The organism is Tabrizicola oligotrophica (assembly GCF_011008935.1).
GTDB classification, from domain to species: Bacteria; Pseudomonadota; Alphaproteobacteria; order Rhodobacterales; family Rhodobacteraceae; genus Tabrizicola_A; species Tabrizicola_A oligotrophica.
In genome coordinates this window covers 75648-94338 of the sequence record NZ_JAAIVJ010000004.1, presented here as the reverse complement: position 1 = coordinate 94338, position 18691 = coordinate 75648, and the positions used below count along the sequence as shown (strand labels likewise).

Annotated in this window: 16 protein-coding genes; 4 read left to right on the top strand and 12 right to left on the bottom strand. The window is 65.8% G+C overall.

Annotated elements, in window-relative coordinates:
• Positions 1 to 7: 7 nt before the first annotated feature.
• From G4Z14_RS09045 to G4Z14_RS08990, 12 genes are all read right to left on the bottom strand, one after another.
• Positions 8 to 880: a DMT family transporter gene (locus tag G4Z14_RS09045; protein ID WP_164624899.1), complete on the bottom strand. Its 873-nt coding sequence runs from the start codon at positions 878 to 880 to the stop codon at positions 8 to 10.
• A gap of 64 nt (positions 881 to 944) precedes the next feature.
• Entirely contained in the window at positions 945 to 2324 is a 1380-nt protein-coding gene (locus G4Z14_RS09040) for an amidase family protein (RefSeq protein ID WP_164624896.1), read from the bottom strand.
• On the bottom strand, positions 2325 to 3257 hold the full coding sequence (locus G4Z14_RS09035) for a 2-hydroxyacid dehydrogenase (RefSeq protein WP_164624894.1): 933 nt from the start codon (positions 3255 to 3257) through the stop codon (positions 2325 to 2327).
• Positions 3258 to 3316: 59 nt separating this feature from the next.
• Positions 3317 to 3952, bottom strand: a complete 636-nt coding sequence (locus G4Z14_RS09030) for a DUF1345 domain-containing protein (protein WP_164624893.1) — start codon at positions 3950 to 3952, stop codon at positions 3317 to 3319.
• 3 nt (positions 3953 to 3955) lie between these two features.
• The gene (gene rodA / locus G4Z14_RS09025; protein ID WP_164624891.1) at positions 3956 to 5095 is read right to left on the bottom strand and encodes a rod shape-determining protein RodA; all 1140 of its coding nucleotides are present in this window, start codon (positions 5093 to 5095) and stop codon (positions 3956 to 3958) included.
• A 13-nt stretch (positions 5096 to 5108) separates the two neighbouring features.
• Positions 5109 to 7052: a penicillin-binding protein 2 gene (gene mrdA / locus G4Z14_RS09020; protein ID WP_164624889.1), complete on the bottom strand. Its 1944-nt coding sequence runs from the start codon at positions 7050 to 7052 to the stop codon at positions 5109 to 5111.
• Positions 7049 to 7636: a rod shape-determining protein MreD gene (locus G4Z14_RS09015; RefSeq protein WP_164624887.1), complete on the bottom strand. Its 588-nt coding sequence runs from the start codon at positions 7634 to 7636 to the stop codon at positions 7049 to 7051. Before G4Z14_RS09015 ends, mrdA begins: the two co-directional genes overlap by 4 nt.
• On the bottom strand, positions 7629 to 8594 hold the full coding sequence (mreC, locus tag G4Z14_RS09010) for a rod shape-determining protein MreC (protein ID WP_164624885.1): 966 nt from the start codon (positions 8592 to 8594) through the stop codon (positions 7629 to 7631). The genes G4Z14_RS09015 and mreC overlap by 8 nt, the downstream gene beginning before the upstream one ends.
• 141 nt (positions 8595 to 8735) lie before the next feature.
• On the bottom strand, positions 8736 to 9773 hold the full coding sequence (locus G4Z14_RS09005; protein ID WP_164624883.1) for a rod shape-determining protein: 1038 nt from the start codon (positions 9771 to 9773) through the stop codon (positions 8736 to 8738).
• Positions 9774 to 9988: 215 nt separating this feature from the next.
• Entirely contained in the window at positions 9989 to 10432 is a 444-nt protein-coding gene (locus G4Z14_RS09000) for an SRPBCC family protein (RefSeq protein ID WP_164624881.1), read from the bottom strand.
• A 160-nt stretch (positions 10433 to 10592) separates the two neighbouring features.
• Positions 10593 to 11306, bottom strand: a complete 714-nt coding sequence (locus tag G4Z14_RS08995) for a hypothetical protein (RefSeq protein WP_164624880.1) — start codon at positions 11304 to 11306, stop codon at positions 10593 to 10595.
• Between the two features lie 4 nt (positions 11307 to 11310).
• Entirely contained in the window at positions 11311 to 12885 is a 1575-nt protein-coding gene (locus G4Z14_RS08990; RefSeq protein ID WP_164624878.1) for a 2-isopropylmalate synthase, read from the bottom strand.
• A gap of 416 nt (positions 12886 to 13301) precedes the next feature.
• Here G4Z14_RS08990 and aspS point away from each other — a divergent pair, with 416 nt between their 5' ends.
• The 4 genes from aspS to G4Z14_RS08970 all read left to right on the top strand — a co-directional run bounded on the left by aspS (position 13302) and on the right by G4Z14_RS08970 (position 18550).
• Complete coding sequence (gene aspS / locus G4Z14_RS08985) at positions 13302 to 15080, top strand: aspartate--tRNA ligase (protein ID WP_164624876.1); 1779 nt, start codon at positions 13302 to 13304, stop codon at positions 15078 to 15080.
• 130 nt (positions 15081 to 15210) lie between these two features.
• Complete coding sequence (locus tag G4Z14_RS08980) at positions 15211 to 16566, top strand: DUF1800 domain-containing protein (protein WP_164624874.1); 1356 nt, start codon at positions 15211 to 15213, stop codon at positions 16564 to 16566.
• A gap of 4 nt (positions 16567 to 16570) precedes the next feature.
• A complete protein-coding gene (locus tag G4Z14_RS08975; RefSeq protein WP_164624872.1) occupies positions 16571 to 17782 on the top strand; it encodes a DUF1501 domain-containing protein in 1212 nt (403 codons plus the stop codon).
• Between the two features lie 54 nt (positions 17783 to 17836).
• Positions 17837 to 18550: a GNAT family N-acetyltransferase gene (locus G4Z14_RS08970; RefSeq protein WP_164624871.1), complete on the top strand. Its 714-nt coding sequence runs from the start codon at positions 17837 to 17839 to the stop codon at positions 18548 to 18550.
• Positions 18551 to 18691: the final 141 nt, after the last annotated feature.

The following is an 18691-nucleotide window of genomic DNA, read 5'->3' as shown; positions in this document are numbered from 1 at the left end:
TGCGAGGTCAGGCCAACGCCTGCCGCCGCGCGCCGGCCACCGCATTGCCCATCACCGCGATCAGCACCATCGCCCCGCCCATCAGCGTCGCCGGCGTGGCGGTTTCGCCCAAGAGCAGCCAGACCCAGATCGGCGCGAGGATATTCTCGATCGACGAGATCAGCGTCAGCTCCGCCGTCGGCAAGGCCTTGGAGCCAAAGGTATAAAGCGCCATGCCGCCGGTCAGAACCACGGCGCCAAGCGCCATGGAGACGGCGATGTCATGGCCATTGGCTGCAACTGTCTGCCCCAGCATCGGCGCAAGGCCGAAGGCGGCGACCATCGACAGGATGCCGCCCAGCAGCACCGTCGGCAGGCTGTCCTCGACATGGCCCCAGCGCAGGCTGACCGAGAACACCGCAAAGCCGAAGGCCGAGACCAGCGCGGCGATGTTGCCGTCCATCCGTCCGCCCTCGATGCCGCCGCCGATCATCACGAAGATGCCAAGGCCGGCGAGGCCCATCGCCGCCCAGGTCGTCGCCGGCACCTTTTCCCCCAGCGCGGCCCAGCCGAGAAGCGCGGCAAAGAACGGGGCGGCGGAATAGAGGAACACGGCATTGGCGACGGTCGTCGCCTGCAGCGAATAGATCGCGCCGGAATAGGCCGCCACCAGCCCCAGCGCGCCCACCAGCCCCGGCACCCCGACCGAGCGCAGCCCGGCCAGCACCCGCCCGCCCGAACGCCAGTGCAGGAAGGCCCAGAGCACCGGCAAGAGCCCGGCCGAGCGCCAGAACATCACCGAAGCCGCGCCGGCCTCGTCGATCTGGCGCACCACCAGCCCGATGCTCGACCACAGGACGCCCGCGCCCAGAACCAGTGCCACGCCCTTGCCGTATGTCATGCCGCTCTCCGCTTTGCCGGCAGATGGCCGGATTCGGCCGGCGGGCGCTGTCCTGATTGCGACCTCAGACGGCGGGGATCGGCGACGGGGCCAGAACTTCGCCGGCCGCCAGCAGCAGGTCCTCGCGGAACTGGTCGGCGACAAGCTGAACCCCGACCGGGGCGCCGCCGTGCCTGCCGGTGGTGACGGTCAGGCCGGGCAGACCCATGAAGGGCGTGGCGATCAGCGGCATCTGGGCCGCCAGCACCCGGTCAAAACCCGCCTCAGAGGCGACGTCAAGCTGATCGGGAAAGGCCAGCTCGCCCGAAACCGGACACAGGACCAGCGGCCAGTCGGCAAGGAAGCCGCGCCAGAGCCGGGTCAGCCGGGCGCGGGATTTCAGCGTGTCCATCAGGCCGTGAAGGTCGATCTCCGGGCAGTGCCGGGTCATCTGGGCATAGACGAAATTCGCGTCGGGGTCGTCTTCGGCCCGCAGCCCCGCGAGGTTGGAATGGCGGAACTCGGCCATCCAGAGCCGCAGTTGCAAGGCCATCGCCTCGGCCCAGGGCGGGGTCTGGACGGGTTCCACCCGGTAGCCCGCCGCGCGCAGGGTTTCGGCGGCGGCCTGGAGCGCGGCGCGGACCGGGGCGGCGACGGCCATGCCATCGGGGGCCTCGACCAGCGCGACACGGCGCGGGGCGGGCGGACCTTGCAGGGGCATCGGCTGATACCAGGCATCGCGCGGGTCTGGCGCGGCCATGGCCTGAAGCGCAAGCCGCAGATCGGGGATCGAGCGGGCCAAGGGGCCGGAGACCGCCATCAGCTGCGCCCCGATCAGCCGGTCGCCGCCGCTCGGGTTGAAGGCGGCGACGCGGCCCAGCGAGGGGCGCAGCCCATGCACGCCGCAGGCATAGGCGGGATAGCGGATCGAGCCGGCGATGTCGGTGCCATGGGCAATCGCGCCCATGCCGGCGGCCACCGCCGCCCCGGCCCCGCCCGACGAGCCGCCGGGCGTCAGCGCCGCATCGAGCGGGTTCTTCGTTGCGCCATGCAGCCCGTTCCTTGTGAACCAGCGCAGCGAGAAGGCGGGCGTGTTGGTGCGGCCCACAATCACCGCCCCAGCCCGGCGCAGCGCGGCGACCACGGGGTTGTCCTCGGTGGCGATCAGGTCTTTCTGGCTGCGCAGCCCGTTGGTGGTGGCATGGCCGGCCTGATCGGCGATCACCTTGATCGTCACCGGAACCCCGGCCAGGGGGCCGGCATCTTCACCGCGCCGCAGCCTTTCGTCCACGGCATCGGCGGCGGCAAGGGCCTCGGCGTCCATACGCTGCACGATGGCGTTGAGCGCGGGGTTGCGGGCCTCGATCCGGGCAAGGCTTGCCTCGGCCACCTGCCGCGCGGAAACCTCGCGCCGGGTGACAAGGGCGGCGGTTTCCGTGGCGGTCAGGCTGGCCAGATCGGTCATTCAATAGCCCCGCACGCGGTCGACCAGATGGAGGAGCGGCTCCCCGGCCTCGCCGCGGCGGATGTTCTCGGCGACGACCTCGGCCGAGGTGTCGGGCCTTGTGTCGGCGGCGATATGGGGGGTGACGGTAACGCGGGGATGCGCCCAGAACGGATGGTCCTGCGGCAGGGGTTCGACGCGGAACACATCCAGCGTGGCATGGCCGATCTGGCCGCTGTCCAGCGCCGCCAGCAGCGCCTCATCGTCGATCAGCGCGCCGCGTCCGGGGTTCAGGATCACCGCACCGCGCTTCATCCAGCCGATGGTTTCGGCGTTGATGGTGTTCTCGGTGTCGGGGGTTTTCGGCAGCAGGGTGACGACGAAATCCGCCCCGGAAAGCGCCGCTTTCAGCCCGTCCTGCCCTTGATGGGTGACAAGGCCGGGCAGGGATTTCGGGCCGCGCGACCAGCCTTCGACGTGGAAATTCAGCGCCTTGAGCGCGCGGGCGCAGGTCTCGCCCAAGGCGCCGATGCCCAGCATGGCAACCTTGCGGTCGCGCGCCAAGGGCGGGCAATCGTGATTCCAGGTCCGGTCCGGCGCCACGGTGTAGCGGTCGATGCCGATGTGATGGCGCATCGTGTGGCCCACCACCCATTCCACCATGCCCTCGGTCAGGCCCGGATCGACCATGCGGCACAGGGGCTGGGTCAGCGTCGGGTTGCCGGTGATCCGTTCCACCCCGGCCCAGAGATTCAGCACCGCCTTGGCGTTGCGATAGGGCGTGAAGTCCTGCAAGGGCGAGGAGGGGGCGTAGACGATGTAATCCACCGTCTCGGGCGCGGCCTGATCGGTCAGGGTGGCCGCGATCCCGGCGCCGGCAAGGGCCGTGGCGATGTGCGGGCCGTAGCGGTCATTGTTGGCGGCACCGGCGGCCAGCAGGACGGTCAGGGGCATGGGATGTTCCTTCGTTGCGCCGCGATGCTAGGCAGGCGCCGCGCCGACCGCAAGGCCGCTCAGCCGGCCAGCGAAACTGCGGCATTCACCGCCAGCGCCAGAATGACGGTGTTGTAGAAGAAGGCCAGAACGCCATGGCCCAGCACCAGACGGCGCATCGCTCCGGTGGCGATGACGACATCGGAGGTCTGCACCGCCATGCCGATGGTGAAGGCGAAGTAGAGGAAGTCCCACGGTGCCGGCGCCTTGGCGCCGGGAAAGACCAGCGGGGCGGTTCTGGCGTCGGCGTAGTGCACATGGGCATAGCGGAAGGCGATCAGCGTCTGCACCACGGCCCAGCCCAGCGGCACCGCCGCCAGCGCCAACACGGCGCCAAGATGGCCGACGGCCCCGTCGGGTCGGGCCATGACAAAGACCACCGCCGCGACCGAAGTGACCACTGCCCCCAGCGCCAGCGTCAGGATCAGCGCGGTGCCCTCGTCGCCCTCGGCGGCATGGCGGCGCAGGTCCTCGCCGGTGGTGGCATTGGCAAAGCGCACCATCAGCGCCAGATAGCACAGCGCAAAGCCATCAAAGCCGGCCAGCGTCGCCAGCGTGCCGTCTATCCGGCCGGCCCAAAGTGCCAGTGCAAAGATCATGACCCCCAGCCCGAAGGCGAGCAGGAAGCGGCGGTGGCGGGAATGGCCCTTTGCCATGGCTCAGCGCAGCCGGTGAACGATGGCGCTTTGCACAAGGCCAAAGGCCAGCATGATGACCAGCGTGGCCGAACCGCCATAGCTCAGCAGCGGCAAGGGCACGCCCACCACCGGGGCCATGCCCATCACCATCGACAGGTTGATGGCGAGGTAGAGAAAGAAGTTCACGGCAACGCCGATGATCAGAAGCTGGCTGAAGCGGTCCTTGTTCTGGACTGCGGCCCAGATCAGGAAGACGAGGATCAGCCCGTAAAGGATGAGCAGCGAGAAGGCGCCGACGAAACCGAACTCTTCGCCCAGCGTGGTGAAGATGAAGTCGGTGTGCTTTTCGGGCAGGAAGTTCAGCCGCGACTGGGTGCCCTGCATGAAGCCCTTGCCCGCCCAGCCGCCCGAACCCAGCGCGATCTTGGCCTGAATGATGTTGTAGCCCGCGCCCAGCGGGTCTGCGGCGGGGTTCAGGAAGGTGTCGATGCGGGCATACTGGTAATCGTGCAGCAGTTGCCAGGGTGTGCCGCGCGACAAAAACACCGAGGCCACTGCCCCCACCACCAGCGCCAGCACGGCGCCGAAATACCAGAAGCTTACCCCGGCGGCGAACATCACGCAGGCCCCGACGACCAAGAGCATGATCGAGGTGCCAAGGTTCGGCTGCATCAGCACCAGAACGGTGGGCGCCACGATCAGCGCCACCGGGACCAGCACCCAGAGCGGGCGCGAGATCTTCTTGTCGTCAAGCGCGTCGTAATAGCTGGCCAGGGCCATGACGAGCGTGACTTTCATCAGCTCGGACGGTTGCAGTCGCATGAAGCCAAGGTCGATCCAGCGCTGCGCCCCCATGCCGACGGTGCCGAAGAATTCCACGATCAGCAGCAGGATCATCGAAATGGCATAGGCCATGCCCGACATCGACCGCCAGAACCAGATCGGCGTGAAGGCGATGACGAACATCAGCACAAGGCCCAGGACATAGCGCTTCATCTGCGGCTCGGCCCAGACCTCCAGTCGCCCGCCCGAGATGGAATAGAGCATCAGCCAGCCGATGGCGGCGACGGCGGTGACGACCAGCACCAGCGCCCAGTTCAGCGCAAAGACCTTGGAAAACCCGGTCGGGGCGGTCTTGACGCGGTATTCGAGAAAACTCATGCGCCTGCCCCCTTCAAGTGTCTGATGCCGGGGGAAGCCGGCCATCGTCACCGCGCAGCACCAGCCCGTTCAGCAGGCTTTCCATCCGGCCGCGCTGGTCGGAGGGATAGGCCTCAAGCGGCGGCACGGCGCCGTAAATCGCGCGCAGCAAGGCATCGCGGGCGATCGGTGCCGCCGCGGTCGAGCCGCCGCCACCATGTTCCACCACGACCGCCACCGCATAGCGCGGATTTTCGGCCGGGCCATAGCCGACAAACAGCGCGTGGTCCCGCCGGTTCCACGGCAACTGGTCGTTCGAGATCACCCCCGCCGCCCGTTCCGCCGCCGAAATGTTGCGCACCTGCGCGGTGCCGGTCTTGCCGGCCATCTGCAAGCCTTCGGCGACGATGCGCGAGGAGCGCGCGGTTCCCGACTTGCCGTTCATCACCGCCACCATGCCGCCCTGCACGGCGGTCAGGTTCGAGGTGGAGATCCCGATGCTTTCGGCCGGTTCCACCGGCACTTCCTGCCCGTCGATGGCGCGCACCAGACGCGGCTTGATGGCCTTGCCAGAGGCAATCCGCGCCGTCATCACCGCCAGTTGCAGCGGTGAGGTCAGCACATAGCCCTGCCCGATCGAGGCGTTGATCGTATCGCCAATCCGCCATTCGGCCTTGTGCCGCTCCAGCTTCCAGGCCTTGTCGGGCATGTTGCCCTCGGTGATTGCCGACATCGGCAGGTCATGCCGTTGCCCCAGGCCCAGCCGGCGGCCCATCTCGGCAATCTTGTCGATGCCGACCTTGAGCGCGGTTTCATAGTAAAAGACGTCGCAGCTTTCCATCAGGCTGCGTTCAAGGTTCACCGGCCCATGGCCGCCGCGCCGCCAGCAGTGGAACTTGCGACCGCCCGCGTCGTAATAGCCGGGGCAGCGGAAGGTGGTTTCGGGGGTGATGGCGCCGTCTTCCAGCGCCGCAAGCGCCGTCACCATCTTGAAGGTAGAGCCGGGCGGGTAGGCCCCCTGCACCGCCTTGTTGGCCATCGGGCGGTGATCGTGATCCATCAGGAAGCGGAAATCCGAATTGGAAATGCCGCGCACGAAGAGGTTCGGATCGAAGGAGGGCGACGAGACGGCGGCAATCACGTCGCCGTTCGTCACATCGATCATCACGCAGGCGGCGCTTTCCTCGCCCATGCGGGCCTGAATGAAATTCTGCACCCCGGCATCCACCGTCAGATGCACGTCCGCGCCGGGCGTGCCCTCGATCCGGTCGATCTCGCGCATGACGCGGCCGATGTGGTTGACTTCGATCCGCTTGGTGCCAGCCTCGCCGCGCAAGGTGTCCTCAAGCCATTTTTCCACACCGATCTTGCCGATCTGGAACTTGGGGATGCGCAGCACGGGATCGGGGTTTTCCACGCCCTCGAAATCTTTTTCCGACACTGGGCCGACGTAACCGATGACATGGGCAAAATCGGTATCGCGCGGATAGACCCGCGACATGCCGGTTTCAGGGGTGACACCGGGCAGGGCCGGGGCGTTCAGGGCCACGCGCGAGAACTCTTCCCAGTCCAGCCGGTCCTTGACGGTGATCGGCACGAAGGGGCTGTTCTTTTCCAGCCCGTCCAGCGCGTCGGCGATGTCGGAGCGCGTCAGCGGGATGACATGCGACAGACGGTTCAGGACCGTCTCGACATCGCCCGCATCCTCGCGCGTCATCACCACGCGGTAATTCTGTTCGTTGCCGGCCAGAACCTTGCCGTTGCGATCATGGATCACGCCGCGGGTCGGCGGAATGAGCCGCATGTTAATCCGGTTTTCCTCGGCCAGAAGGCGGAACTCGTCGGCCTGCTCGACGCCGAGATAACGCATGCGATAGCCAAGCGCCGCGAACATTGCCGCCATGCCCCCGCCCAGCAGGAGCGCCCGCCGCGTCACCCGCCGCGCGCTGGCCTCGGAGTCACGGGCAACCCGTTTCACAGCCGCCTCCCATATGCGTCAACCTCGCCCATGCCGGGTTTGTAAAGGTCCAGCACCACGCGGGAAAGAAAGACCACCAGAGGGTAACACAGGATTGACCAGATCACCTGCACCATGGCGAAGCCGAAGGGAGGCTGCGGCAGGAGGACAAGGCCGAAGGCGATGCGATAGAGGACCAGCAGGCCGACCATGATCGCCGAGACCAGCAACCATTCGACCCCGAAGTTCAGCTCGCGCGTCAGCGCCACGCGCGAGCGGATGAATTCCGTGGCAATCACCACAAGGGCCGTCCAAAGCCCCGGCGGACGCAGCAGGATCAGGTCCTCGAGCAGGACGACCGCCGCGATGAGCAGGGCCGGCAGATAGTCGGGCCGCCGCATGGTCCAGGCAAAGACGATGCACAACAGAAGATCCGGCCCCGGCATGCGCGACAGCCAGGCCAGCGCCCGGCACCAGCCATCGCCCGCGCAGGCCGCGGGCATGGCCTCGGCGATGGGCAGCAGGCGGAAGAACAGAAAGACCAGCGCCAGCACCACGAAGAGAACCCGGTGAAGCCAGATCTCGCGGGTGGCGCCGTCAATCATGGCCGTGTCCCGATCTGCCGCCTGCCGAATAGCTGCCTGCCGAATTGCTGCCGCCCGAGGTCAGCGCGGGTGGCGCCGGCGGGCCCTGCATTTCGGCCGGGTCGGGCGCCAGAAGCGCGCCCTGATCGGTGATGGCTTCCAGCCCATGGCTGCGCAGGACGCGCAGGAATTCAAGCCGCTGGTAATCGGCGGCCAGCGCCACGCGCAGGCGCTTGTCAGTACCCAGCACCACCGAGCCGACGAGAAGCCCGGCCGGGAACACCCCGCCATCGCCGGAGGAAAACACCTGATCGCCGGGGCGCACCTCGGTCTGGTCTTCAAGGAAGTCGAGCGGCGGCAGATCGCCATTGTCGCCCGACAGGATCGCCTTCTGCCCCGAGGGCTGCACCACCACCGGCACGCGGCTGTTCGAATCGGTCAACAGGATGACCCGCGCCGTCTTTTCCCCGACGCCCGAAATGCGCCCGACCAGCCCCAGCCCGTCCATGGTGGCCCAGCCGTCAAGAATGCCATCCCGCGCACCGACGTTCAGCAACACCGACTGCCGGAACGGGCTGCCGCTGTCGGCCATCACCACCCCGGTGACATGGGTCAGCCGGGGATCGAGCCGCACCTGATTGAGGTCGAGAAGCCGGGCGTTGGTCTGCGACAGCTGCAACGCGGCCTCTTTCCACTGCCGCATCTGCTTCAACTCTTCGCGCAACTGCTGGTTCTGTGCCAGAAGCCGGGAGTAGGACTGGAAATCATCCACCACTCCGGCGGCCCATGTGACCGGCGCCATGGCCCATTGCATCGAGGGCACGAAGCGGTCGATCAGCGCGGCGCGGAAGCGTTCCACCCGAGGGCTGTCGATGCGCCAGAGCGCGAAAAGCCCGATCATGAACAGCACCAGAAGCCCCACCAGAACCCGGCGCAGCGGGCGGTGGAACTCTTCGGGATCGGTGGAGTTGCGAGCCATGGGTGCCGGATCGGATAGGTGGTTTCAGGCGGGGGCCGCCGGGGGTTTCACACCCCCGGACCCCCGTGGGATATTTATGAACAGATGAAGCACAATTTTAGTCGAATTGCGCGGATCTTCTGCGGATCGGCCGTTCCGGTCTCAGCTGTCGTAGTCGATGACGTGGGAAAGCTGCTTTTCGTATTCCAGCGCCTTGCCGGTGCCAAGCGCCACGCAGTTCAGCGATTCATTGGCGACCGAGATCGAAAGCCCGGTCTGCTCGCGCAGCGACAGGTCGAGATCGCCAAGCAGCGCGCCGCCGCCGGTCAGCATAACGCCGCGGTCGACGATATCGGCAGCCAGGTCGGGCGGCGTGGTTTCCAGCGCCTGCATCACCGCGTCGCAGATCTGCTGCACCGGTTCGGACAGCGCTTCGGCCACCTGGGCCTGGTTGATTTCGGTTTCCTTCGGCACGCCGTTCAGAAGATCGCGGCCGCGGATGGTCATTGCCGTGCCGCGCCCGTCATCGGGCATCCGGGCGGTGCCGATCGAGGTCTTGATGCGTTCGGCGGTGGATTCGCCGATCAGGAGGTTCTGGTGGCGGCGCAGGTAGGAGATGATCGCCTCGTCCATGCGGTCACCGCCGACGCGGACCGAGCGGGCATAGACGATGTCGCCAAGCGACAGCACCGCGACCTCGGTGGTGCCGCCGCCGATGTCGACCACCATATTGCCGGTGGGATCGGTGATCGGCATGCCTGCGCCGATGGCCGCCGCGATCGGTTCGGCAATGAGGCCCGCCCGGCGGGCGCCGGCGGACAGCACCGACTGGCGGATGGCGCGCTTTTCCACCGGGGTCGCGCCATGCGGCACGCAGACGATGATCTTCGGCTTGGCGAAGGTGGTGCGCTTGTGGACCTTGCGGATGAAGTGCTTGATCATCTGCTCGGCACTGTCGAAATCGGCGATGACCCCGTCGCGCATCGGGCGGATCGCCTCGATGGTGCCGGGGGTGCGGCCCAGCATCAGCTTGGCGTCTTCACCCACCGCCAGAACCTGCTTCTTGCCGTCCTTGACGTGGTAGGCCACGACCGAAGGCTCGTTCAGCACGATCCCCTTGCCGCGCATGTAGACCAGCGTATTGGCCGTGCCGAGGTCGATGGCCATGTCGGACGAAAAGAGGCCGTTGAGGAGAGACATGCCGATGAGGTCCTTGATCCGCGAATGAAGCTGTGCCCGCGACTCAGGCGGATGAGGCGGGCGCTTTCATATAGGCATTGGGGGCAAGAAGGGGAAGGGCCGCGAAGGCCGCTGGCACTTATCCGCCCGACTGCCTTGCAGTATCACAAATCGAGCATTTCATGGCAGATGAGGTGCGATATTTACCCCAGTTTTGACTTTTCCAAACCTGAGCGTCAGCCTTGGAGATCCGGTTCCACCAGCCGCGCCAGTTTGGTCAGCGAGTCTTGCCAGCCAAGATAGCAGGCGGCGACCGGGATCTGGTCGGGGATCCCCTCTTGCACGATGGCCAGCTCGGTGCCGCAGATCACGGCGGTCAGGTCAATCGTCACCATCATTTCGCCCGGCAAGGCCGGGTCGTCGAAGCGGTCGGTGTGGCGGATGCGGGCCGGGGGGACCAGTTCCAGATAGGTGCCGCCAAAGCTGTGCGACTGGCCGGTGGTGAAGTTGCGAAACGACATGTGAAAGCCGCCGCCCACCCGCGCCTCCATCCGGTGAACGGTGGCGGTGAAACCATAGGGCGGCAGCCATGTGGCATAGGCATCGGCCTCGGTGAAGGCGCGGTAGAGCTTGGCGGGCGGGCAGGCGAAGACGCGGTGAAGGCGGACGGTGCCGGTCATGGGGGGCCTCATTCGGGTTCGATTGTGGGCCAGTGAAGCAAACCTGCACAATATTGGCCAGCAGTTTCGGTGCCCGGGTAGGCCCGATAAACGTGACGCGACGGCGCGCTATGTGTGAGCCCCGACGACGCGCAGGCCCACGACGCGCAGGCCCACCGCCCTATTCCGAGGCTTCCAATGCTTCGAGCAGGGCTTTGTCAAAGCCAAGCTGTCTCAAGGTTGCCGTCGGGATGGTGACCGGGTTCTGACAAAAGGTAAAAAAATAAGCCAAGCCGAACGGCATCAACGTCAGGCCGTGTTGTGCGGCATTTGGCCAAACATCGAACAGCCCCTCGTTGTCCCGGATGAGATTGGCACAATCTGGGTCAATTTCCGGATCGGAGGAGATGTAGAGTTCGGCCACCTCTGGCGTGAACCTTGGCGGGAGATACCCCTTCGGGTCTGTTGTCGGTTTCGCGATGAACGCAGCGGGGAAAACGCCATGCATGTCGGTCGCGGTGCCAAGACTCACATCGAAATTCAGGGGCTCCACCCATGATAACCCGTGTGCCGCGCCGGGGCAATAGAAAGCCGTCTCGACCAAGATCGACAACAAAAGCGGCCCGTCGAAGGTTACTGCGAGGCTGCGCTCATAAAACGAGTTCGGTGGGTCGGAGTTGCAATCTTTGGCAAGTGCCAGAACCTCTGCATCCTTGGCGGAAAGAAGTGCATTGATCTGCCTGATGGCTTGGCCCTCTCCGACAAGACGGGGAAGGGCCGCGATTCCCTCGGCCAGATCAGGCCGGGTTTTAAGCGTGAAAGAAACCTCTTCGGCCGCGCCCGGCGCTCCGACCAGAAGCAGGGCGACGGCGACGAGGTTTTTCGCCATCGTCATGTGATCACTTCTGATCCATGTAGCTGACCGTCTTCACATCATCCCCCGGGGCTGATTTGGTGCGGCGCACGATCAGTTTGTTCAGGGCGTTGATATAGGCCTTGGTCGAGGCGACGATGGTGTCGGTATCGGCCGAGGATCCCGTCACGATCCGCCCGTCCTCTTGCAGGCGCACCGAGACCGTGGCCTGCGCGTCGGTGCCTTCGGTCACGGCGTGCACCTGATAGACCTCCAGCCGGGCGTGATGCGGGAAGAGCATCTTGACGCACATGAAGGCGGCATCCACCGGGCCATCGCCCGTGGCGTCGATGTGGTGGTCCACCCCGTCGATCGCCAGCACCATGTCGGCCTCTTGCGGGCCTTCGGTGCCGCAGATCACCCGCAGCTTCTTCAATTGCAGGTATTCATGGGCGTCATTGGTCTGCTCGTCGGCGACCAGCGCGATCAGGTCGTCGTCATAGACTTCCTTCTTGCGGTCGGCCAGGGCCTTGAAGCGCACGAACACGTCGTTCAGCTGGTTGTCGGCCAGTTCATAGCCCAGCTCTTTCAGCTTGGCGCGCAGGGCAGCGCGGCCGGAATGCTTGCCCATGGCGATGTTCTTTGCCGTCAGGCCGATATCCGAGGGCTTCATGATCTCGAAGGTCTCGACGTTCTTCAGGACGCCATCCTGATGGATGCCGCTTTCGTGCAGGAAGGCGTTCTTGCCGACGATGGCCTTGTTGAACTGCACCGGAAAGCCCGAGACCGACGACACCCGGCGGCTGAGGTTCATGATCTTGGTCGTGTCGATGCCGGTCCTGTAGGGCATGATGTCGTTGCGCACCTTCATCGCCATCACGACTTCTTCCAGCGCGGTATTGCCGGCCCGCTCGCCCAGACCGTTGATCGTGCATTCGATCTGGCGCGCGCCGGCATCCACGGCGGCCAGGGCATTCGCCGTCGCCATGCCAAGGTCATTGTGGCAATGGGTGGCAAAGATCACCTTGTCGGCGCCGGGTACACGGGCCAGCAGCATGGCGATCAGATCGGCGCTTTCGCGCGGCGCGGTATAGCCCACGGTGTCGGGGATGTTGATCGTGGTGGCGCCGGCCTTGATGGCGATTTCCACCACGCGGCACAGGTAATCATGCTCGGTGCGCGTCGCGTCCATCGCCGACCACTGCACGTTGTCGCACAGATTGCGGGCATGGGTCACGGTGTCATGGATGCGCGTTGCCATCTCGTCCATGGTCAGGTTCGGAATGGCACGGTGCAGCGGCGAGGTGCCGATGAAGGTGTGGATGCGCGGCGATTTCGCGTATTTCACCGCCTCCCAGCAGCGGTCGATGTCCTTGAAATTGGCGCGCGCAAGGCCGCAGATCGTCGAGGTCTTTGCCCGCTTGGCAATTTCGCTGACGGCGGTGAAATCCCCTTCCGAGGCAATCGGGAAACCGGCTTCGATCACGTCGACGCCCATTTCGTCCAGAAGGCCGGCGATCTCCAGCTTTTCCTCATGGGTCATGGTGGCGCCGGGCGATTGTTCGCCGTCGCGCAGGGTGGTGTCGAAAATGATGACGCGGGGTTGGTCGGTCTTGGTCATGTCGGGAATCCTTCGTGTCTTAGCTTTGCGTGTCCTGGGCGCTGGTCACCTCCGAGCGGTCGCGCCCTTGGGCACGCTCAGAGGCTGCTAAGAAGGAGAAGACCACGGGGAAGCCGCGCCGCGAATGCGGGCGTGGGCATGCCAGTAAAGATGCGGGTCCGTGCCATGAGGCGGGACTATAGCCAGCCTTTTGCCGAAGGGAAGGGGGGGCGGGAAATATTCCTCTGCGGGGCTTCCTCTTGGCAAAATACTCCCGCCGGAGGCCCAGGCTCGCACCCCGGGCGACCCGCAGACCGGAAAATCTCCGGCGAAGAGCGGGCGCAGGCCCGACGATGAGCGCGGGTTGCCCTTGACTTCACGCCCGCGCCAAGGTGTATCGGCGCGAAACCGCTTGAAGCCTCGCAAAGGGGAAGATGATGCACGCCTATCGCAGCCATACCTGCGCCGCCCTGAACACCGCCCATGTCGGACAAGAGGTCCGCCTGTCGGGCTGGGTCCATCGGGTGCGCGACCATGGGGGGGTGCTGTTCATCGACCTGCGCGACCATTACGGCATCACGCAGGTGCTGGCCGACAGCGACAGCCCGGCCTTTGCCGCCATTGACAAGATCCGCGCCGAATGGGTGGTGTGCATCGACGGCCGGGTCAAGGCGCGCGATGCGTCCCTTGTGAACCCCAAGCTGCCGACGGGCGAGATCGAAGTCTACGCCACTGGCCTGACTGTGCTGGGCGCCGTCGAAGGCGATCTGCCGATGCCGGTTTTCGGCGATGTCGACTACCCGGAAGAAACCCGGCTGACCTATCGCTTCCTCGATCTGCGCCGCGACAAGCTGCATCGCAACATGATGCTGCGCTCGAACGTGGTGCGCTCGATCCGCAACCGGATGTGGGATCAGGGCTTCAACGAATTCCAGACTCCGATCATCACGGCATCTTCCCCCGAAGGCGCGCGCGATTTTCTGGTACCGTCGCGCCTGCATCCGGGCAAGTTCTATGCCCTGCCGCAGGCCCCCCAGCAGTTCAAGCAACTCATCATGGTCAGCGGTTTCGACCGCTATTTCCAGATCGCGCCCTGCTTCCGCGACGAAGACCCGCGTGCCGACCGCTCGCCGACCGACTTCTACCAGCTTGATATCGAAATGTCCTTTGTGACCCAGGACGACGTGTTCGCCGCCGTCCAGCCGGTCATTCAGGGCATTTTCGAGGAATTCGCACCGGGCAAGAAAGTCTATTCCGACTGGACCAAGATCGCCTATCGCGACAGCCTGAAATGGTATGGCTCTGACAAGCCCGACCTCCGCAACCCGATCAAGATGGCCGATGTGTCGGAGCATTTCCGCGGCTCGGGCTTTGCGATCTTCGCCAAGCTGCTGGAGACCGAAGGCAACGAAGTGCGCGCCATTCCGGCGCCGACCGGCGGCAGCCGCAAGTTTGCCGACCGGATGAACGCCTTCGCCCAGAAAGAGGGCCTGCCGGGCATGGGCTATATCTTCTGGCGCAAGGCCGAGGATGGCTCGACCGAGGCCGCCGGCCCGATCGCCAAGGCGCTGGGCGAGGAAAAGACCGAGGCGATCCGCGTGGCCTTGGGCCTTGATGAGGGTGATGCGGCATTCTTCCTTGGCGGCAAGCCCGAGGTGTTTGAACCCGTCGCCGGCCGTGCGCGCAACGAGATCGGCCGCGAGCTGGGCCTGACTGAAGAAAACTGCTTCAAGTTCGCCTGGATCGTCGATTTCCCGATGTATGAAAAGACCGATGAGGGCGCGATCGACTTCAGCCATAACCCCTTCTCCATGCCGCAAGGCGGGATGGAGGCGCTGAACGGCGATCCGCTGAAGGTTTACGCCTATCAGTATGACCTGGCCTGCAACGGCTATGAGCTGATCTCGGGCGGCATCCGCAACCACAAGCCGGAAATCATGTACAAGGCCTTCGAACTGGCCGGCTACCCGAATTCCGAGGTCGACACGCGCTTTGGCGGCATGGTCAAGGCGTTCAAATACGGCGCGCCGCCCCACGGCGGCTGTGCGGCGGGCATCGACCGCATCGTCATGCTGCTGGCCGATGAGGCCAACATCCGCGAGGTCATCATGTTCCCGATGAACCAGCGTGCCGAAGACCTGCTGATGGGGGCGCCCTCGGAGCCGATGCTGAAGCAGCTGCGCGAGCTGAACCTGCGGGTCGTGCCGAAAGAGTAAGGGCGGCTTTCCGCCAATCTGCCGATGGGCGCGCTTTCCAGCGACGGAAAGCGCGCCCATAGTCGTTTCACCCCTTGTCACTTCAACCCTTGTCATTTCACCCCGTGTCACCGGTCGATTGGGAGTTCGCATGTCATCCCCCGCAAGCCTCGTCGCCTTCCGTTACGGTTGCGGCCTGCCTCTGACTCAAGGGGCGCCCACCACGCCCGACGCCATGCTCGCCGCCCTGCAGGGGCCCGATGAGATGGCCCGGCGCTTTCCGGTCATGTCCTATGACTGGGTGCATGAAAGAACGTCCGAGATCGCGCAGAACAAGAAGGCGGCAAAGACCGACCCTGACTTGCTGGCAAGGCAGAAGACGGTGGATGAAGAGTTGAAGCGGGAAGGGTTCCGCGCCCTGCGGGCCACGATCGCGCGGTCAATCGACGCTCCGGACGCCCTGCGCGAAAGGCTGCTGGCCTTCTGGGCCGACCATTTCACGGTCAGCTCCGGCGCGCAGGCGAGGTCCATCGCGTCCTATGCCTTTGTCGAGGATGCGGTTCGCCCCCATCTGTCCGGCCAGTTCGGCGACATGCTGTCGGCGGTGGTGCATCATCCGGTCATGTTGCTTTACCTTGACCAGACCCGCTCGGTCGGGCCGAATTCGGCCAAGGCGAAGCGGCGGGGCGGCGGGCTGAACGAAAACCTCGCGCGCGAATTGCTGGAACTGCATACGATGGGGGTCGGCGCGGGCTATAGCCAGACCGATGTCCGGCAACTGGCGGAGTTGCTGACCGGCCTGACCTATGACGCGCGCCGCGGCTATGCCTTCCAGCCCAATCTGGCCGAGCCGGGCCCGGAAGAGGTTCTGGGCAAGAGCTATGAAGGCAAGGGCGAGGCGCCGATCCGGGCCTTTCTGGCCGAGCTTGCGCGCCACCCGGACACCGCCCGCCATATTTCCCGCAAGCTTGCCGTGCATTTCCTGTCGGACGCGCCGGACGACAGCATGGTCGCGGCCATGGCCGAGACCTGGCAAAGGACGGGCGGCTCGCTGATCGAGGTCTACGGAACCATGCTGCGCCATGAAGCGGCCTTTGCCGGTTCCGCGGCCAAGGCCCGGCAGCCCTGGGATTTTGTGGTGGCGGCCCTCAAGGGGCTGGGGCTGACCGGCGAGACGGTGATGAACTGGCCGCGCGAGCGGCTGGTCGAGGTCGTTCTCGCCCCGTTGCGGGCCATGGGGCAGAGCTGGAAAAATCCGCCCGGCCCGGACGGCTGGCCGGAAGACATCGAAAGCTGGATCACGCCGCAGGGTCTGGCCGAAAGGATCGGCTGGGCCATGCGCTGGCCGGCGGAACTCGTCGACCCCTTGCCGCATCCCAAGGCCCTGGCGGAAACCGTTCTGGCCGACCGGGCCTCGGCGGCGACGCTTTGGGCCGTGGTGCGGGCGGAAACCGTGGCCGAAGGCGTGGGGATCGTGTTCGCCAGCCCTGAATTCAACCGGAGGTAAGCCAATGATGGATCGCAGAGCGCTGTTGCGGGGCTTGGGCGCGTTCGGATGTTCGGCCGCGGCCCATCCGTTCCTGACGACGGTGACGCTTGCCGGCACCGCAAGCGGCAAGGGGCTGGGCGACCAGCGGCTGGTCGTCATCATCCTGCGTGGGGCGATGGACGGGCTGGATGTGGTGCGCCCGCTTGGCGACAAGGATTTCGCGACCTATCGGCCCACGCTGGGCAAAGCGGAACATCTTGAACTGGACGGGTTTTTCGGAATGCATGTGGGGCTTTCCGGCCTGCATCCGCTTTGGGCCGCGGGAGAGCTGGCCTTTGTCCATGCCACCTCGACGCCCTACCGCGACAAGCGCAGCCATTTCGACGGCCAAGACCTGCTGGAGGCCGGGACCGGCCCGGACCTGCCGATTTCGCAGGTGCGCGACGGCTGGCTCAACCGGCTTTTGCAATCGGTTCCGGGGCTGAAGGCGGAAACCGCCTTTGCGGTCGGGCGGCAGGAAATGCGCGTCCTGCGCGGTCCGGCCCCGGTGCTGGAATGGGCGCCGGACACCGCGGTCGACTTGTCGCCGCAAGCCCAGTTGTTGCTGGAGCAGGTCTACCACGATGACGCGCTCTTCCAGTCCGCCGCCGCCGAGGCGCTGCTGCTGGGCGGTGCCGAGGACATGGACATGGCCGCCGAGATGGATCCGGCCAAGGCCATGCGGCAGGCCAAGCGCGGTGAGGCGGGCCGCGTCGCCGCTTATGCCGCCGAAAAGCTGCGTCAGGAAACCCGGATCGCGGCCTTTTCGCTGACCGGCTGGGACACGCACAAGGCGCAAGGCAAGCGGCTGGGCCAGTCTCTGCGGCAGTTGGAACAGGTGATCTTGCGGCTGAAAGCCGATCTCGGGCCGGAGATCTGGGGCAAGACGACCGTGCTGGCCATGACCGAGTTCGGCCGCACCGTCGCGGAGAACGGCACTGGCGGCACCGACCACGGCACCGCGGGCGCGATGCTGGCGGCGGGCGGGGCGATCCGCGGCGGCAAGGTTTACGGCCAGTGGCCGGGCCTGTCGGAAGCCGCGCTGTTTGACCGGCGCGACCTGATGCCGACTTCGGATGTGCGAACTTGGGCGGCGCATGCCATGCGCGGGCTTTACGGCTTTGACCGGACGCTGCTGCAGAGCAAGGTGTTTCCCGGTCTGGAGATGGGCGACGATCCCGGGTTGATCCTATAGACCTCTTGCCCTTGCCCCCTTGGCCTTCCATAAAAAGGCCAAAGGATGTGCCAGATGACAGATGATCTTTTGGGAACCCCGCTTCCCGGCTGGACCCCGCCGCCCGCGCCGGCAGGTGTGCCGCTTGAAGGCCGCTATGTGCGGCTGGAGCGGATGGATGCCGACGCCCATGCCGCCGACCTGCACCGCGCCTATTCCGGCCATGACCGGCTGTGGGATTACATGCCCTATGGCCCGTTCTCTTCGGCCGCGGCCTATCATCGCTGGGCCAAGGAGACCGCAAGCGGCGAGGACCCGCTGTTCTATGTGCTGCGCGACCGGGCGAGCGGGCATTGTGGCGGGGTGGCGAGCTATCTGCGCATCACGCCGGCCGCCGGGTCGATCGAGGTTGGCCATATCTGCCTGTCGCCCGAGCTAGCCCGGGGGCGGGTCTGGACCGAGGCGATGTTTCTGATGATGGACTGGGCCTTTCGCGCCGGCTATCGCCGCTATGAATGGAAGTGCAACGCGCTGAACATGGCCTCGCGCCGGGCGGCGCAGCGGCTGGGCTTCAGCTATGAGGGGATTTTCCGGCAGGCCACCGTGGTCAAGGGCCGCAACCGCGATACCGCCTGGTTCGCGGTGATCGACGCCGAATGGCCGGCGTTGGCCGAGGCCTACAAGGCCTGGCTGGCGCCGCGCAACTTCGACGCGGCAGGGCGGCAGAGAGAGCGGCTGTCCGATCTGACGCGGCTGGTGCGGGTGGCCGAGGACCCCGGCTTGCGCTGAGGCAGCGGGGCGCCTCGTCGTCGACTGCGTCGCTCCTCGGGGCGGTCTGTTTCGTCCGCACAACCGGGATCAGGGCCAAGCGTGGCCCTGCGCGTTCCCCTTGGCCCGCCCTCCCCGACGAGAAGCCGAAGGCGCTCGAGG

Excerpts from the sequence above, each read along its gene's own strand:
- G4Z14_RS09045 (WP_164624899.1), bottom strand. The coding sequence starts at position 880 with ATGACATACGGCAAGGGCGTGGCACTGGTTCTGGGCGCGGGCGTCCTG.
- G4Z14_RS09040 (WP_164624896.1), bottom strand. The coding sequence starts at position 2,324 with ATGACCGATCTGGCCAGCCTGACCGCCACGGAAACCGCCGCCCTTGTC.
- G4Z14_RS09035 (WP_164624894.1), bottom strand. The coding sequence starts at position 3,257 with ATGCCCCTGACCGTCCTGCTGGCCGCCGGTGCCGCCAACAATGACCGC.
- G4Z14_RS09030 (WP_164624893.1), bottom strand. The coding sequence starts at position 3,952 with ATGGCAAAGGGCCATTCCCGCCACCGCCGCTTCCTGCTCGCCTTCGGG.
- rodA (WP_164624891.1), bottom strand. The coding sequence starts at position 5,095 with ATGAGTTTTCTCGAATACCGCGTCAAGACCGCCCCGACCGGGTTTTCC.
- G4Z14_RS09015 (WP_164624887.1), bottom strand. The coding sequence starts at position 7,636 with ATGATTGACGGCGCCACCCGCGAGATCTGGCTTCACCGGGTTCTCTTC.
- mreC (WP_164624885.1), bottom strand. The coding sequence starts at position 8,594 with ATGGCTCGCAACTCCACCGATCCCGAAGAGTTCCACCGCCCGCTGCGC.
- G4Z14_RS09005 (WP_164624883.1), bottom strand. The coding sequence starts at position 9,773 with ATGTCTCTCCTCAACGGCCTCTTTTCGTCCGACATGGCCATCGACCTC.
- G4Z14_RS09000 (WP_164624881.1), bottom strand. The coding sequence starts at position 10,432 with ATGACCGGCACCGTCCGCCTTCACCGCGTCTTCGCCTGCCCGCCCGCC.
- G4Z14_RS08995 (WP_164624880.1), bottom strand. The coding sequence starts at position 11,306 with ATGACGATGGCGAAAAACCTCGTCGCCGTCGCCCTGCTTCTGGTCGGA.
- G4Z14_RS08990 (WP_164624878.1), bottom strand. The coding sequence starts at position 12,885 with ATGACCAAGACCGACCAACCCCGCGTCATCATTTTCGACACCACCCTG.
- aspS (WP_164624876.1), top strand. The coding sequence starts at position 13,302 with ATGCACGCCTATCGCAGCCATACCTGCGCCGCCCTGAACACCGCCCAT.
- G4Z14_RS08980 (WP_164624874.1), top strand. The coding sequence starts at position 15,211 with ATGTCATCCCCCGCAAGCCTCGTCGCCTTCCGTTACGGTTGCGGCCTG.
- G4Z14_RS08975 (WP_164624872.1), top strand. The coding sequence starts at position 16,571 with ATGATGGATCGCAGAGCGCTGTTGCGGGGCTTGGGCGCGTTCGGATGT.
- G4Z14_RS08970 (WP_164624871.1), top strand. The coding sequence starts at position 17,837 with ATGACAGATGATCTTTTGGGAACCCCGCTTCCCGGCTGGACCCCGCCG.